Raw genomic sequence first — 13,849 nt, 5'->3', positions numbered from 1 at the left:
AGCAATGGTTGAATTACAGTGCAGCGTTGATTGAAGGTTTGACCGTGCGAGCTAGCGGCAGGCAATGCGGAATAGACAAAAACACCAGTTTTCGTTGGCGCCATCGGTTCCTGACTTTGCCGGCGGCTACTAAAGCCAACCACTTGCAAGGAATCATTGAGGCGGATGAGACCTTTTTTCCCTCTTCCTGCAAAGGTCAACGTCACCTGAATCGTCCACCGCGTAAACGCGGTAAGCAAATCCATGTACGTGGAACAGGCAAAGATCAGGTGCCGGTGCTGGTAGTACGCGACCGCTCTGGTGCAACAGCAGATTTCATGTTGAATGCGCTTGATAAGAAGACAATTGAGCCTCCTTTGCGGGCTATCCTGGCAAAAGATGCCATTTTCTGTAGTGATGGCGCTGCCGTCTACCGGTCTGTGGCTCATAGCCTCGGAATTACCCATCACCCCGTCAATCTCTCTGCTGGAATTCGAGTCATTGCTGGTGTTTACCATATCCAGAATGTTAATGCCTACGACAGCAGACTTAAACAGTGGATGAAAAGATTTCATGGGGTCGCAACCAAATACCTGGAAAGGTACCTAGGCTGGCGTAGATGGCTGGAACGTTGGGGTGGGCACAACTCGCCAATCATTGGTCTCCAGGCCGCTCTCGGACGAGAAAATCAGTTTCAACTATTAATGCAGACATAGCCTTAACTTATCCTAACCGTCCAGCGCTCCCACCTATCCTTCCTACTGTTTCTGCTTCGATGGCGTATACGGCGCTGATGTGTTGCAGTGCCTCCCATGCCATTCCACTGGCATTGGCCTGATGCAGGTCGAAGAATTTACGCCGCGCATGCGCCCAGCACCCCAGTTCGATGCAGGACAAAGCGGTTGCGGAAAACAGGGCTTTGTACCCGGCATAATCGTCGACCAGCAGATGTCCTTGCCAGTTTTGCAAAAAGTGCCGTGCATGCCGGCCACTACAGCCGACTTGATAGTTGAAGACGATGATGCGCGGTCCGGGCTCAAGATCATTGCTGCGATAGGCCCACAGGTAAGCTTTGCGGGTTTTGCCTCCACCCGGATCGAGTGGTGCCACCGGCGTTTCATCCACATCCAGCGTGCTGCCCTGCAACAAGTGCCAGGCCAGACGATCCGCCAGCGGTTGCAGGGCAAAACCGATGCGGCCTGCCCATTCGACCAGGGTGGAACGGGACAAGGTTACCTGTTCGCGGGCGGCAAGCTGCGGTAGTATCGGAGCCTCTTAAACGACCAAGTAGAAGGAGCACAGATGAAACACTACAAGCAGCTCACCAAGGAGCAACGATATCAGATTTCTGGTTTGAAGAAGGCCGGTTTGAATCAATCGCGAATAGCGGATGAAGTGGGCGTGAACAAGTCGATGATTTCGCGGGAATTCAGGCGGAACAAAGGTTTGCGTGACTGGTATCCGAAGCAAGCTCAGGAATTACGGGACGAGCGTCGAAAGCAATGCGTCAACGCCCAGCGTTTATCATTGCCGGACTGGACAGAAGTCGAGCGATTGGTTCGGCCGGACATGAGTCCGGAGCAAGCGGCTCGGCGACCTTTGGCGGCACTTGCGCTGCCAGAAGCCGCGCAGGAAGCGTTAGGCGAACGGCCAAGAACGCCGAGGTATGATCAAAAATCGGATCGGCATTGACGAACGTCTGGAGATTGTGGATCAGAAGAACCGCATAAGCGACTGGGAGGGCGACACCGTAATCGGCAAGAACCATCAAGGCGCATTGGTCACGCTGGCGAGCGGAAGTCGCGCTACATTCTTGCAGTTCAAGCGCCCGGCAAACATGCACCGGGTGTGACCGCCGGATTGAGACCAATGCCGCCTCCACGCACGACAGCCAGCACTTTAACAACGTCTTTGACACGAGCAACACGAGTCGTGATATCTATGTCGATCGAGGCTACCCGTCGGAGGAGCGTGAAGCCCGGCTCAAGGAGAACGGTTTCCGAAATCAGATTCAGCGGAAGGGCAAGCGCAACAAGCGTATTGCCAAGACGCGCGCACGGGTCGAACACGTGTTCGGCGCTATCGAGCAGATGGGCGGCAAGTTGCTGCGCGCTATCGGTCGCGCTCATCATTTTGCGGAAGGATTGACTGAAAACCTCAGGTTATTCGAGGTGCCCTATTGATGGATTTGGCACTCTAGAAGAGGTGGTGATCTCAACCTCTATGCCTATGCCGGTAACTGAGGCAGCGAAATAGGGGACGCGCCACGCCGGCAGGCGCCGTCGTGGTATGGTATGGTACGAAGGAACAACCACCGCAAACAAGACTTGGCTGTACCAGGATCAGCTAGGCAACGTCGCCCACAGCTATGGCTCGTATGGTGACCCCAGCATTGCTACAGGCATCCGTTCCCGCTACACTAGTCAGTAAAAACAAATTTTTTGCTGCAACAATTGCAGATAACTTGATAGAATGTGGATAGTCCATGCTGATCAGGACTGGCGATGGCTGGCATTTTCTCCCGCCGATGGTTTGTGTAATGGTTTTTCTTCGCAAGTAAGCTTGTGAAGAAACGAATAGTGAGGATTCGCCTGATTGTTCAGGTCATTGAATTGGTTTAAAAAATAATTTGAGAGGAGCACAAATGAGCAAAATAATCGTAGCAGCATTTGTTTCAGTCTTTTTGTTAGGTTCGACTGCAGCTATTGCCAGTGGAAACACAGAATCATCTTTGACACCAATTGCTGCAAAGGATATATTGAATTACTTATCCTGCAAGGATAAAAAACCGACTGATGTTGTTAAAAGCCGTACAGATGTCGAGAATGGAAAAATTGTCAGAGTCAAATGTGCCGATGTTATTGCTATTGTTGAAAAAGCACGCAGTGAATCCGGTGATGCCTGGCAGGGCGGGTATTAATTACTAAATGTTATTATCAAAAAAGGCCTGCTAAGCAGGCCTTTTTTATTTAAGACCTAACTTCAACCGTTCGCCACTGGCTCTGGAAGACTATATCCCTTCAAGTGTCATGCGTTCCATCAAATAACACAGGCAGTCTTGGCGGATCACTCTGGTATCGCGCGTTAACATGGCTGGCATGAGCGGGCGCCGAGTGATCAGCTGCTTGCCGTGCAGTGCGAAGTAACGTTCCGTTACATCCCGTCCATTTTCGTCGGTGACCATCAGGCCGGTCTGGCCGTCGCCATTTACCGAACCAAAAACGCTGCCAGGCGGAAGCTCACGAAAATTCAACTGGTCCAGCGCAGGATCAAAATTAAGCGCGCAGGGATCAGAACCGAATCCAAAAGAGGTATGTTCATCAATCCTAACCGTAGCGACCGTATGAAACAGGTCGATATCGCGCTTCGGAAACGGGTGCGTGGGGAAAGTGCGCAAATGCAGGCAATCCTCAAGATACTGCAAGGCGTGATCAACACTGCCTGGGCTGCCGGGTTTGCCGCATTCAATGGCAACTGCTGGGCATCGAGCCGAAAAAGCAGCTGCCTGGGTACCAGGTGGTTGCTGGAAATAAACCGCCGTGCGGCTAAACAATGTGGCGAGGTAAAAGAAGGAATCGTCCAGCCAGGTAAGACAGACGTAATGGGGATTGATGCCGGTATTGTTGTGAATATCGACACTGGCAAATAACCTGTATTGAGCCATTTCATCGACGACTTTCCGCATCAATCTGCTCTCGGCGCTATCAACATCCTTTGAACCAGGCCAGACACGATTATAATCCGGTTGACCATCAAAACGACGCAATCGTAATCGTGCGGCGGCTACATTACCAATGAATATTGACAAACTACGCGGCAGCTTATAAGCAGTTTTTCGTACGGCATATTTCGTCAACAGCGCACGAATGGCAAGCCAGCCGGTATCTTCATTTCCATGCAGCAAGGTCGAAACAAACAGGCGGTCTTCAGACTCGCTGCCATCGAGATGAATCAGTGTCGGCCCGCCAAGTAGATCGTCGAGTTGATCACTTTCCGCAGAAAGCAGCGCATCCGGCACCGCATGCAGGATGCGCAATGTTAGCTGCGTGGATTCCATGTATGCACAGGTTGGCCGTGGAGCTGATGATGCAAATAGCTGGCGGTCAATTGCAGATAATCCCCATGATGATGGGCCAGATTGGCGTGCTGCCAACTGGCGCCGGTCTGGCGCGACTGAACACGTGCCTGAATAACATCCAGATAACGGCTACGCGAATCCGGGTCGATCCCCAGCATGGTCAAACCTTGTGCCGCAAGTGGCAATAAATGATCCAGAATCAGCACATCTGCCGCGACCGATCCTACCTGCGGCCATTGCAAGGTCGCACCCAGTCCATATTTGGCAGCATGATAGAAATTGTCACGAATTGTGGCAAAAGGCAGGTCGGTTTCCGGTGGATGCGGTTGTTCAGCCAGATAATGCACGGCACCATAATAGAAAGCCGCATTGGCAATCTGGTCGATGATACTCGGCCCGGCAGCCATAATGCGTTGCTCAATGCGAACATGGGGTGTACCGGTCTGATCGAAACCGATCAACGGGCGTACCCAGCGCCAGATAGTGCCGTTATGCAGACGCAGGTGTTCGAAATGATCTGCAGAGGTATCGAGCTGCATCGGCAACAGGATTTCATAGTCGGCGATATTTTCCTCAAAGCACTCCATGATACTCGCCTGCAGGTAACCAGAACCAAAGGTCACGCGTTTTGCCGCCCGTTCTCCGAGATTAACCGACTGTTCGAAAAGAGGAATGCGCGTTTCTTCCCAGAGATCATGCTGGAAAAGATAGGGGGAATTGGCGGCGACGGCGACCAGCGGCGCACAGAGCATGAGTGATGCATTGTAATAACGCGCCGCTTTTGCCGCTGGAATCTGCAAATGCACTTGAAAAGAAGTAGTAGCTGCCTCCAGCATGACATCCGCATGATAAAGCACCAGATGATCTTTGCCGCTGATATCGATGGAAATCGGCTTGCCACCACGGCGTTTGATCACCTCGGTATTGAGCGCATGATAACGGTTGAGTGGCGACATGTTGGCCAAACACAAGTCCTGCTCACGCACAGTTGGCAAAATCCCGATCATCACCAGTTTATTGCCGAGATCCCACGCCTTTTGCCGGCATTGCTGCCAGATTGCTGCAAGCTCATGCTCCATGCGCATCAGGGCATCCCCTTGCAAAACAAGCGGCGTACTATTCAATTCGATGTTGAAACGCGATAATTCCGGCACAACCAGCGGGTGATCGAGATGCGCCAGGTAGGTTTCATTATTGGCGGCTGGAAAAAAATGAGAATCGAGCAGCCACGCCTCCAGCTCAAACCCGGCAAAAAAGCCGGATGCAGAAAACTGTCCGGATGATAGTGCTTCCTGCAATAAAGCCGTCTCTGATGAAAGATGTCGCTTAAATCGCGTTCGTGCTGCGGAGCCGAAATGATCGACTGAAATTTCTTGTCCCATGATTTGCCCTCCAGACCGGAAACATACTGTCTGGCAGCATAACATGCAATCTTTTGTGTAAAAAAACCTGTGTCGATAAATGTCTTGCCACGAGCACGTTATGGCAGAATAGGTTCCTCGACAAACTGATTTTGGGGTGAGGTGTTAGATGGTTAAAAACATAATAATCGCACTAGCATTATCTTTTTTCTCAGCCATAACTGGTAACACCCATGCCACCGGCCTTGCCAATCTGGACGGATTCGAGCAACTGTTTGGCCGATATGCGCCGACCGGTGATTGCAAACGCCAACCCCACATCATCGTCGATAAAACCGGTTTTACTTTTGAAGTCGCCGGTCAAACCGAAACGGCAACACAGCCGGAATATGCAGCCAGTTATGGCGGCAATTTCTATGAAGGTATCAGCCTGTGGTTTTTTCCTTACTTTGATGCAAACAAGGATCGCCCCCTGCTACTAACTTTCAACGCTAACGAGCAAAAAGGTCTATTAGCGATAGATACCGAATACAACTATCCGGGTGGGCCTGAACTTCCCACCAAATATCAGTCCTTGGTAGACGGTTCACCCTATGCCATATGCCACTGAAATTCCAGAATCGCTGGCAGCCAGCACCGGACAATCGTTGCAGACGGTCACAAGCCTAAGGATTTGTCAGAATTCAGCTGGATCAATACCATTTGGGCAAACTCAGAACCAGCCTGGATGGCGCTTATCATGCATTCAATTTCGCCAAATACGGAACTCGTTACCTCGGTGCGTTTGTTTACCGTTTCAACCGGTGCTTCCATCTTGAAGCGTTCCCTCTACGTCTGTTCGTTTCCGCAGCCACTATCGAGCTAGCGCCACTACGATCCCCTGCAAAATTCCAGGGGCTTTTCGACCCTATCTGATTAGAGGCCCATTTTTTCAGCCTTCTTCATGATTGAGCTGACGTTTCTCCTTGGGCGTTTTTTGCGTGAAGAGTAAAAAATGGGCCCAAACCAACACGTTTTGCGGCTGATCAAAAACAAATTTTGCGAATTTCGGATGACTTTCCGGTCAGTTTGACAACAAAACCCTTTCTCGGTACATTCGGTTTATATGAAAAAAGGCGTTTATTCTTCCCATACACCAACCAGTCTGCAGGAGCCGCTGAATGCCCCTGTGGTCGGACCGGGTCTACGAGATTCATTTATCAGGAGAGGCGTTATGTGGTGGCGATGGTTGTCCCTTTTACTGGCCGTGCTGCTGTTCACATCTACCCTGTCTGCCGCGCCCGCCGCTCCGGCCAAGCCTACCGCCCGGGTTATCTATGGCTTGCATGAGCAGGTTTTCATTACTCAGCTCAGGGTTGTCCTGCCTGCCAAAGTGGATACCGGCGCGGACAGCTCTTCACTCAGCGCCATCAATATCCGCCCCTTTACTCGGGATGGCGAGCGCTGGATCAAGTTTGACCTTGCGGTAGAGGGAATGGAACTCAATAACCTTGAGTTGCCCTTGTCCCACAATGTCCGGATTCGTCGGCGCGCTTCGGACTACGACCCGGAAGAAGACAAGGGCTACGCACGCCGACCGGTGGTCGAGTTGATGCTGTGCATCGGCAACCGGGCGGCGACGGTAAATGTCAACCTGGCCGACCGCCGTAGCTTCCGTCAGCCGTTATTGCTGGGGGCTAGTGCCTTGCGGAAAATGCGCGCGCTGGTAGATTCGGAATTCGAATTTTCTGCCGGGGTGCCACTTTGCGAGGGTGTCGAGGATGCGCTCCGTTACCCGCCACTGAATGAGGATGAGGAAGAAGATTAATGCGTGCTGTGCGCCTGCATGCCAGATTGCTAGCACTGGTTCTATTTCTGCTTGGCGTGGGCAGAGTGCTGCGTGACAGGTGTAGGTACAGGAAATTTTGTTGGCAGAGTTCGATGTCGAGCCGGCCTCGGTGGTTTATGCGCGTATCGAGTTTGAGCCGCGTCGACTTCTGGTCGACGAGAAGACTGATTTCGCTCCGCATTTTCGTCGCTGCGAGCTTTTGACTGGTGGCGGCCAAGGCTGTGGTTGCGCGAGCAATAACTCACGATAACCACATTAACATTACGCGAAAACAACCAAGACACCTCTCGTTGTTTCGGCAAACCCGACTATATCTATAATCTACGGCAAAGGCATTGATGATGGCTTTCTTGCCCTCTATCGTATTCATCGCGCTATTTCTGAAGTGGACGCCGCAGGCTGACATCTCCAGCAAAGGAGATGTTGATCGGTATAGTCGAGAAATTCCCGGCGGTGAATATCACACTAAACCTTCCTTTATTAGAAAGATTGTTCAGCCAAGCTCGATTTTTTCTATTATACCCACCGCACTTCAAATTTTTGACACTCAAGCGTGCCCGATGATTTGGAAGCGACCGGTCAATAGCAAGCGTAGCGAGGCGTGGCGCTAGTCTAGTCCGGTAAAGAAGTTGTCGCACGCTGTTTTGAACTGGGAAAAGGTTTCGTAGTAGTGCCCATACAGTACGGTTTTCTTGAAAAATTTCCAGAACCGCTCGATCAAGTTGAGATTCCGCGCACAAGACAGCAGGAAAACCAGTTCGATTTTAGAGTTCGCCAGGTAGTCCTTCACTAACTGCGCATGATAGTAACGGGGGCGTTGTCGCAGATGACGTGAATCCGCGCGACTCAGCTGACTGGCCAGTCACTGCCGAGCAAGGATACGGCCTTGCTCCGATCCGCATACCAGCTCGCCGAATTCTCGTTGTGTTAGGCGACAACAGTTTAATATGTATTTATTGCAACTAAATCAGTATTTTATATCGCATCATAAATCAAATTTTGATTGGCGAGAGATATACTTGCTTAAGGCAGTATTCGAGACGAAAGCAAGCATTTGGTTTCGCGGTTCGATTCGGATCTGCCGCAAATACAATGCTCTCCCGTCGAGCGTATCCTGACCTTATTCGATCTGATGCAGAATTGGTTACGGAGAAATTGAGCCTACTTAATCGACGGCACCATCGTGACTGCGATGGTAACCGGCGATAGCGCAGCCGCTCATATCGGACGCCTGACTGCCGAGGACATTCTGCGCAGCGTCCCTTGCATCAACAGCCAGGCATCAAAGATGAACCCAATTTAAAAGAGGAGCACCCCCTTGAACTGGTCATTAAATTTCCTGATTAAAAAAACTCTTCAGCTTACCGCAGCCACTATCGGACCTCGCCCAGCACGCTGGCTGCGGTAAGCTGAACAATCTTTCCAGGCAGATAATGTTATGCACAAAATCTGTGGATAACTATGTGCATAAATGATGAACAATGTACCTAAGTTCCCATTCATCCATGCTATTTTTTGAATTGCCTAAATTTTAACCTGATAAATTGTATTATAAAAACATATAGTTAATTAAGGACACTATTTATTCTGCAATTCCACTACTATATTGTGACAGTTGAAAAAAATTGTGGATGATTGATAAATGTCAAGATGAATATCAGACTAGATTCCATAACAGATAAAACTCTGTGGCGTATCAGCGAATTAAACCAGAATGTTCCTCTTATTCTTGAACAGGCTTTTTCGCTATTGTAATGTAGGACGGCGTCCCCTTTTATTAGGGGCGGAAAGACTGGGGATGTGTGAAATGTCTTACGGGCGTCTCTAAAAATTTGAGGTTTATTAACTGCAGATGCTGGCATCAGGAAAACGCTATCACATCGAGGTAACCGGGCTGGTGCAGGGCGTCGGTTTCCGGCCTTTCGTGCATCGACTGGCAGCTCGCATGGGGCTTTCCGGCTGGGTACGCAACAGTGGGGACGGTGTCGAAATCGAGGTGGAAGGGGAGGCCGCACAACTTGCCCGGTTCATTCGCGCACTGCCACAGCACAAACCGCCTCACGCTGTGATTGCCAGTCTGCAACCCCGGCTGATTCCTTGTGATTTCACTGAAGGGTTCGTCATTCGGCCAAGTCTTGCCAGCCCCGGCATCCATCGTCATCTGCCGCTCGATCTCGCGACCTGTGATGCCTGCCGACGAGAGCTGTTCGACCCCGGCAACCGGCGTTACCGTTATCCGTTCATCAACTGCACTGACTGCGGCCCGCGTTACAGCATTCTGACTGGTCTGCCTTACGACCGGGCGAATACTACAATGGCTAGGTTTGCCCTGTGTGATCAGTGCGCGCAGGAGTATCACGATCCGGAAAATCGCCGCTTTCACGCCGAGCCGAACGCCTGCCCGCATTGTGGACCTGTTCTTCAATACTGCGATCAAGATGGTGTGATCGCTGCCGCTGCTACGAAGGACGACGCCTTACAACAGGCAATCAATGCGCTGCGTGATGGCAGGATCATTGCGGTCAAAGGGCTGGGGGGATTTCACTTGCTGGTCGACGCCAGAGACGAGGAAGCAGTGCTGCGGTTAAGAGCGCGCAAGCACCGCCGCCGCAAGCCGCTTGCCATCATGTTTCCTGATCTGGCGCAGGTAGCGGCAGCCTGTGAAATATCTGCCGGGGAAACCAATCTGCTCACCTCACCCCAGGCACCGATCGTACTGTTGCAACGCCGCAAGGAAAATCAGGCTGTCTGTGCTGCGGTCGCACCCAATCAGTCAACACTCGGCGTGATGCTACCATATACGCCGCTGCACCATCTTCTGCTGGACGCGCTTGCTTTTCCGCTGGTGGCAACCAGTGGCAATCTGTCAGATGAGCCGCTGTGCAAGGATGAAGCGGAGATGGTGGCGATGCTCGGTGGAATAGCCGATGCGTATCTCACACATAACCGCCCAATTGCGAACCGCATCGATGATTCGGTACTGTTCGTATCCAATAGCAAACCGGTGATGCTGCGCACTGCCCGAGGATATGCGCCGCTCCATATCGAGTTGAACGACGTAATATCACGCCCGCTCATTGCAACTGGTGGGCAGCTTAAAAACACGGTTGCGCTCGCAGCCGGGCGCAGCCTGCTCATCAGCCCGCATATCGGCGATCTGTCGGCAGTGGCCGCCGTCAGGGCGCAACACGAGATGGCCGAAACGTTGTGTTCGCTGTACGCCATTCAGCCAGAGGCGGTGGCATGTGACCTGCATCCCGACTACCAGTCGACACGAACAGCCGAAAAACTGGCATTGCCATTAGTAAAAGTGCAGCATCACGAGGCCCATGCACGCAGCTGCATGGCCGAACACGGGTTGCGCGGCAAGGCGCTTGCCATCATTTGGGATGGCACGGGTTACGGTACCGATAACACCATATGGGGCGGAGAATTTCTACAAATTGATTCCCGAGGTTTTCAGCGTGCCGCCCATTTTCTGCCGTTTCCGCTGCCGGGCGGCGAGCAGACGATCCGTGAGCCGCGGCGCGCGGCGCTGGGCGTCTGCTACACAATCGATGGCGATGGCTGTTTTGCTGATTCGCATGTCATTGCGGGAAATTTCTCCACAGTCGAACTGAAAATATTGCGACAGATGCTCGCCAGCCGGACAAACTGCCCGATTACATCCAGCGTCGGTCGGCTATTCGATGCGGTCGCGTCGCTAACCGGCTTGTGCCAGGTGAGCGACTTCGAGGGGGAAGCCGCGATGGCGCTGCAACACGCAGCCGCAGCCGCTACGGTGGGCAATACGGTGTATCCTTTTGCTATTTCACCGCTTGATAAAAGTGGCATGGCTGTGGACTGGCGACCAATGCTGCGCCAGATTATCGATGCGACTGCAAATAACGAGCCGACTGACCAGATTGCCGCAAGCTTCCATGCGACGCTAGCACAAATGGCCGTTGCCGTCGCGCGGCGGACTGACGAGAAGATAGTTATACTTGGTGGCGGCTGTTTTCAGAACCGGCTGTTACTGGAACAAACCAGCGAGGCATTGCAAATGGCCGGATTCGAAGTATACAGCCCGCAACGGCAGCCAGCCAATGATGGTGGTCTGGCTGCCGGACAGATCATGGCGGCGATACAAACCATTCAGAGGGAATAACCATGTGTTTGGCTATACCAGGGTTAATCGAATCCATATCAGGAGAGGCAGAAAGCCGTCTGGCCAAGGTGCGCTTCGGGCAGATCGTGAAGGAAGTCAATCTGGTATTCGTGCCGGAAGCGGATGCGGGGGATTACGTGCTGGTGCATGTCGGTATCGCCATCGCCAGAATTGATCCTACTCAGGCGGAGAAAGCCTTCACCTATCTCGATGAGATCGGCGCCACCGGCAAAGTCGGTGAGGAGTCTGCATGAAATATCTCGACGAATACCGCAATGCCGAGGCAGCGAAACAATATCTCGCCGCCATCGCGCAGATCACGACCCGCTCGTGGGCCATCATGGAAGTCTGCGGCGGGCAGACTCATTCGATTGTCAAGTATGGCATATCCGATTTGCTGCCAAAGGCTATCCGCCTGATTCATGGACCGGGTTGCCCAGTGTGCGTCACGCCTGTTGAGATGGTCAACAAGGCCATCGCCATTGCCCGTCAACCCGGCGTGATCTTTTGTTCTTTTGGCGACATGCTGCGCGTGCCGGGCTCCGATTGCGACCTGTTGTCACTCAAGGGAGAAGGCGCCGATATCCGCATCGTCTATTCGCCGCTCGATGCAGTCAACATTGCAGCAGACAATCCGCAGCGGCAGATCGTATTCTTTGCCGTCGGTTTCGAGACGACCGCACCCGCCAATGCGCTGGCCATCCATCAAGCAGCCACTCGGGACATCCATAATTTTTCGGCGCTGGTGTCGCATGTGCTGGTACCGCCTGCGATCGAAGCGATCATGACTTCGCCAGATACGCAGGTGCAGGGGTTTCTCGCGGCAGGTCATGTCTGTACTGTGATGGGCTTGACCCAGTACATTCCCTTGGCTGAAAAATACCGTGTGCCAATCGTCGTCACCGGTTTTGAGCCGGTCGATGTGCTACAGGGCATCTATATGTGCGTGCGGCAACTGGAAGAAAACCGTCATGAGGTTGAGAACCAGTACACTCGTTCGGCCACTGTGGGCGGCAATCGCCATGCACAGCAACTGGTTAACAGCGTGTTTCAGATCAGCGAACGCAAATGGCGCGGTATGGGAGAGATTCCGGCAAGTGGTCTGTCACTCGCGGATGACTATGCCACGTTTGACGCCGAACGACGTTTCGATGTGGCGAACGTTTCCACCGCAGAATCCGCGGAATGCATCAGCGGCCTCGTTTTGCAGGGCATCAGGACTCCGCTTGAGTGCCCTGCGTTTGGCGCGACATGCACCCCGGAACACCCGCTGGGTGCAACCATGGTATCCGGGGAAGGCGCCTGCGCGGCCTACTATCATTACCGCAGAAAGGCACCCTCAGCCAGTCTGAACAATAAGGAGCCACACACGCCATGACTAGGACGACAGCAGAACCTTTTACGCTTACCTGCCCCATTCCTCTGATGGACTACCCTCGCGTACTGATGGCGCACGGCAGTGGTGGGCGGATGATGCAGCAGTTGATCGAAAAAATGTTCTATCGCGCGTTCGACAACCCGGAGCTGCTCTCGGGGCACGATGGAGTCACACTCGACACGGGTGGAATCGAGGCTGGCAGGGTTGTTTTTACCACTGATTCCTACGTGATCCGACCGCTGTTTTTCCCCGGCGGCGATATCGGCTCGCTTGCCGTCTTTGGTACCGTCAACGATCTCGCCATGTGCGGCGCAAAACCTCGCTATCTATCGGCAGGTTTCATTCTGGAAGAAGGACTGGACATGGAAACCCTGTGGCGCGTTGTCTGCTCAATGCGCCAGGCAGCGGATCGAGCCGAGGTGAAAATCGTCACCGGCGATACCAAGGTCGTCGAAAAAGGCAAGGGGGACGGGCTCTACATCAACACCGCCGGCATTGGCGAGATGATCCATGCTGTGCATCTTCATCCACGCTCCGTAAAACCCGGCGACAAGGTGATCGTGAGCGGTGACGTCGGTCGCCACGGCATGGCTGTGATGGCGCAACGCGAAGGGCTCTCGTTCGAAAGCGATCTGGCCAGTGATGCCGCACCGCTCAACCATTGTGTGATGACATTGCTCGATGCGGGACTCGATATCCACTGCCTGCGCGACATCACTCGCGGTGGGCTGGCAGCGGTGCTGTGTGAAATCGCGCAAAGTGCTGCGGTGCAGATCGACATCGACCAGCAGCAGATTCCCATAAACGATACGGTGAGCGGCGCCTGCGAATTACTCGGGCTCAACCCGCTGTATGTTGCCTGCGAAGGTCGCTTCGTTGCTTTCGTCGCACCCGCTGCCGTGGAGCAGGTGCTGGAAATCATCACGAGTTTCGATCAAGGAAAACCGGTCTCTATCGGCGAAGTCACGGCAGGTGAAGCGGGTCTGGTTACTATGAAAACCATAATCGGCGGCCAGCGCATTCTCGATATGCCTAGCGGCGAGCTGCTGCCAAGGATTTGCTGAATCCGGTTTCTGCA

At 52.9% G+C, this 13,849-nt stretch carries 15 protein-coding genes and 2 pseudogenes; 12 read left to right on the top strand and 5 right to left on the bottom strand.

Annotated elements, in window-relative coordinates; genetic code table 11:
* A partial coding sequence (locus NSMM_RS05995; protein WP_090285594.1) for an IS1595 family transposase occupies nt 1-695 on the top strand: 695 nt, incomplete at its 5' end.
* Between the two features lie 55 nt (nt 696-750).
* Here NSMM_RS05995 and NSMM_RS05990 read toward each other — a convergent pair.
* Nucleotides 751-1,242, bottom strand: a pseudogene (locus NSMM_RS05990) (IS66 family transposase); the annotation flags it as partial.
* 39 nt (nt 1,243-1,281) lie between these two features.
* On the opposite strand from NSMM_RS05990, the gene NSMM_RS05985 reads away from it, so the two are divergent.
* The 4 genes and pseudogenes from NSMM_RS05985 to NSMM_RS05965 all read left to right on the top strand — a co-directional run bounded on the left by NSMM_RS05985 (nt 1,282) and on the right by NSMM_RS05965 (nt 2,899).
* Complete coding sequence (locus tag NSMM_RS05985) at nt 1,282-1,671, top strand: helix-turn-helix domain-containing protein (protein ID WP_090285565.1); 390 nt, start codon at nt 1,282-1,284, stop codon at nt 1,669-1,671.
* A complete protein-coding gene (locus NSMM_RS16030; protein ID WP_090285563.1) occupies nt 1,646-1,831 on the top strand; it encodes a hypothetical protein in 186 nt (61 codons plus the stop codon). The genes NSMM_RS05985 and NSMM_RS16030 overlap by 26 nt, the downstream gene beginning before the upstream one ends.
* A 1-nt stretch (nt 1,832) precedes the next feature.
* Nucleotides 1,833-2,102: pseudogene (locus NSMM_RS05975) on the top strand (transposase); the annotation flags it as partial.
* Between the two features lie 521 nt (nt 2,103-2,623).
* Nucleotides 2,624-2,899 carry a hydroxylamine oxidoreductase gene (locus NSMM_RS05965; RefSeq protein WP_090285559.1) on the top strand — a complete coding sequence of 92 codons (276 nt, stop codon included), beginning with the start codon at nt 2,624-2,626 and terminating at the stop codon, nt 2,897-2,899.
* Between the two features lie 90 nt (nt 2,900-2,989).
* Here the strand turns inward: NSMM_RS05965 and NSMM_RS05960 are convergent, their stop codons facing one another.
* The gene (locus NSMM_RS05960; RefSeq protein WP_143001875.1) at nt 2,990-4,036 is read right to left on the bottom strand and encodes a M14 family metallopeptidase; all 1,047 of its coding nucleotides are present in this window, start codon (nt 4,034-4,036) and stop codon (nt 2,990-2,992) included.
* Entirely contained in the window at nt 4,018-5,439 is a 1,422-nt protein-coding gene (locus tag NSMM_RS05955) for a glutamate-cysteine ligase family protein (protein ID WP_090285557.1), read from the bottom strand. The genes NSMM_RS05960 and NSMM_RS05955 overlap by 19 nt, the downstream gene beginning before the upstream one ends.
* A gap of 148 nt (nt 5,440-5,587) precedes the next feature.
* Here NSMM_RS05955 and NSMM_RS05950 point away from each other — a divergent pair, with 148 nt between their 5' ends.
* Nucleotides 5,588-6,028, top strand: coding sequence for a hypothetical protein (locus NSMM_RS05950; protein ID WP_090285555.1), 441 nt, complete (start codon nt 5,588-5,590; stop codon nt 6,026-6,028).
* A gap of 47 nt (nt 6,029-6,075) precedes the next feature.
* On the opposite strand, the gene NSMM_RS17015 is transcribed toward NSMM_RS05950, so the two are convergent.
* Nucleotides 6,076-6,231 carry a hypothetical protein gene (locus NSMM_RS17015; RefSeq protein ID WP_176753868.1) on the bottom strand — a complete coding sequence of 52 codons (156 nt, stop codon included), beginning with the start codon at nt 6,229-6,231 and terminating at the stop codon, nt 6,076-6,078.
* Between the two features lie 292 nt (nt 6,232-6,523).
* Between NSMM_RS17015 and NSMM_RS05940 the strand changes: the two genes are divergently transcribed.
* Both NSMM_RS05940 and NSMM_RS15570 read left to right on the top strand, forming a co-directional pair.
* Nucleotides 6,524-7,225 carry an ATP-dependent zinc protease family protein gene (locus NSMM_RS05940; protein ID WP_090285553.1) on the top strand — a complete coding sequence of 234 codons (702 nt, stop codon included), beginning with the start codon at nt 6,524-6,526 and terminating at the stop codon, nt 7,223-7,225.
* 100 nt (nt 7,226-7,325) lie between these two features.
* A complete protein-coding gene (locus tag NSMM_RS15570) occupies nt 7,326-7,496 on the top strand; it encodes a hypothetical protein (RefSeq protein WP_176753867.1) in 171 nt (56 codons plus the stop codon).
* Nucleotides 7,497-7,853: 357 nt separating this feature from the next.
* On the opposite strand, the gene NSMM_RS05930 is transcribed toward NSMM_RS15570, so the two are convergent.
* On the bottom strand, nt 7,854-8,072 hold the full coding sequence (locus NSMM_RS05930) for a transposase (RefSeq protein ID WP_281200894.1): 219 nt from the start codon (nt 8,070-8,072) through the stop codon (nt 7,854-7,856).
* A 1,026-nt stretch (nt 8,073-9,098) separates the two neighbouring features.
* Here NSMM_RS05930 and hypF point away from each other — a divergent pair.
* The 4 genes from hypF (at nt 9,099) to hypE (ending at nt 13,835) form a co-directional block, all read left to right on the top strand.
* A complete protein-coding gene (gene hypF, locus NSMM_RS05925; RefSeq protein WP_090285549.1) occupies nt 9,099-11,393 on the top strand; it encodes a carbamoyltransferase HypF in 2,295 nt (764 codons plus the stop codon).
* Between the two features lie 2 nt (nt 11,394-11,395).
* The gene (locus NSMM_RS05920; protein WP_090285547.1) at nt 11,396-11,647 is read left to right on the top strand and encodes a HypC/HybG/HupF family hydrogenase formation chaperone; all 252 of its coding nucleotides are present in this window, start codon (nt 11,396-11,398) and stop codon (nt 11,645-11,647) included.
* On the top strand, nt 11,644-12,771 hold the full coding sequence (hypD, locus tag NSMM_RS05915; RefSeq protein WP_090285546.1) for a hydrogenase formation protein HypD: 1,128 nt from the start codon (nt 11,644-11,646) through the stop codon (nt 12,769-12,771). The genes NSMM_RS05920 and hypD overlap by 4 nt, the downstream gene beginning before the upstream one ends.
* A 68-nt stretch (nt 12,772-12,839) precedes the next feature.
* The gene (gene hypE / locus NSMM_RS05910) at nt 12,840-13,835 is read left to right on the top strand and encodes a hydrogenase expression/formation protein HypE (protein ID WP_245654697.1); all 996 of its coding nucleotides are present in this window, start codon (nt 12,840-12,842) and stop codon (nt 13,833-13,835) included.
* The last annotated feature ends 14 nt before the right edge of the window (nt 13,836-13,849 follow it).

The organism is Nitrosomonas mobilis (assembly GCF_900103035.1).
GTDB lineage: Bacteria > Pseudomonadota > Gammaproteobacteria > Burkholderiales > Nitrosomonadaceae > Nitrosomonas > Nitrosomonas mobilis.
The sequence above is the reverse complement of the archived record's forward strand: the minus strand, read 5'-3'. Positions and strand labels throughout refer to the sequence as shown.

What these genes read in the sequence shown, in the direction of transcription:
- NSMM_RS05985 (WP_090285565.1), top strand. Translation starts at nt 1,282, where the DNA reads ATGAAACACTACAAGCAGCTCACCAAGGAGCAACGATATCAGATTTCT.
- NSMM_RS16030 (WP_090285563.1), top strand. Translation starts at nt 1,646, where the DNA reads ATGATCAAAAATCGGATCGGCATTGACGAACGTCTGGAGATTGTGGAT.
- NSMM_RS05965 (WP_090285559.1), top strand. Translation starts at nt 2,624, where the DNA reads ATGAGCAAAATAATCGTAGCAGCATTTGTTTCAGTCTTTTTGTTAGGT.
- NSMM_RS05960 (WP_143001875.1), bottom strand. Translation starts at nt 4,036, where the DNA reads ATGGAATCCACGCAGCTAACATTGCGCATCCTGCATGCGGTGCCGGAT.
- NSMM_RS05955 (WP_090285557.1), bottom strand. Translation starts at nt 5,439, where the DNA reads ATGGGACAAGAAATTTCAGTCGATCATTTCGGCTCCGCAGCACGAACG.
- NSMM_RS05950 (WP_090285555.1), top strand. Translation starts at nt 5,588, where the DNA reads ATGGTTAAAAACATAATAATCGCACTAGCATTATCTTTTTTCTCAGCC.
- NSMM_RS17015 (WP_176753868.1), bottom strand. Translation starts at nt 6,231, where the DNA reads ATGGAAGCACCGGTTGAAACGGTAAACAAACGCACCGAGGTAACGAGT.
- NSMM_RS05940 (WP_090285553.1), top strand. Translation starts at nt 6,524, where the DNA reads ATGAAAAAAGGCGTTTATTCTTCCCATACACCAACCAGTCTGCAGGAG.
- hypF (WP_090285549.1), top strand. Translation starts at nt 9,099, where the DNA reads ATGCTGGCATCAGGAAAACGCTATCACATCGAGGTAACCGGGCTGGTG.
- NSMM_RS05920 (WP_090285547.1), top strand. Translation starts at nt 11,396, where the DNA reads ATGTGTTTGGCTATACCAGGGTTAATCGAATCCATATCAGGAGAGGCA.
- hypD (WP_090285546.1), top strand. Translation starts at nt 11,644, where the DNA reads ATGAAATATCTCGACGAATACCGCAATGCCGAGGCAGCGAAACAATAT.
- hypE (WP_245654697.1), top strand. Translation starts at nt 12,840, where the DNA reads ATGGCGCACGGCAGTGGTGGGCGGATGATGCAGCAGTTGATCGAAAAA.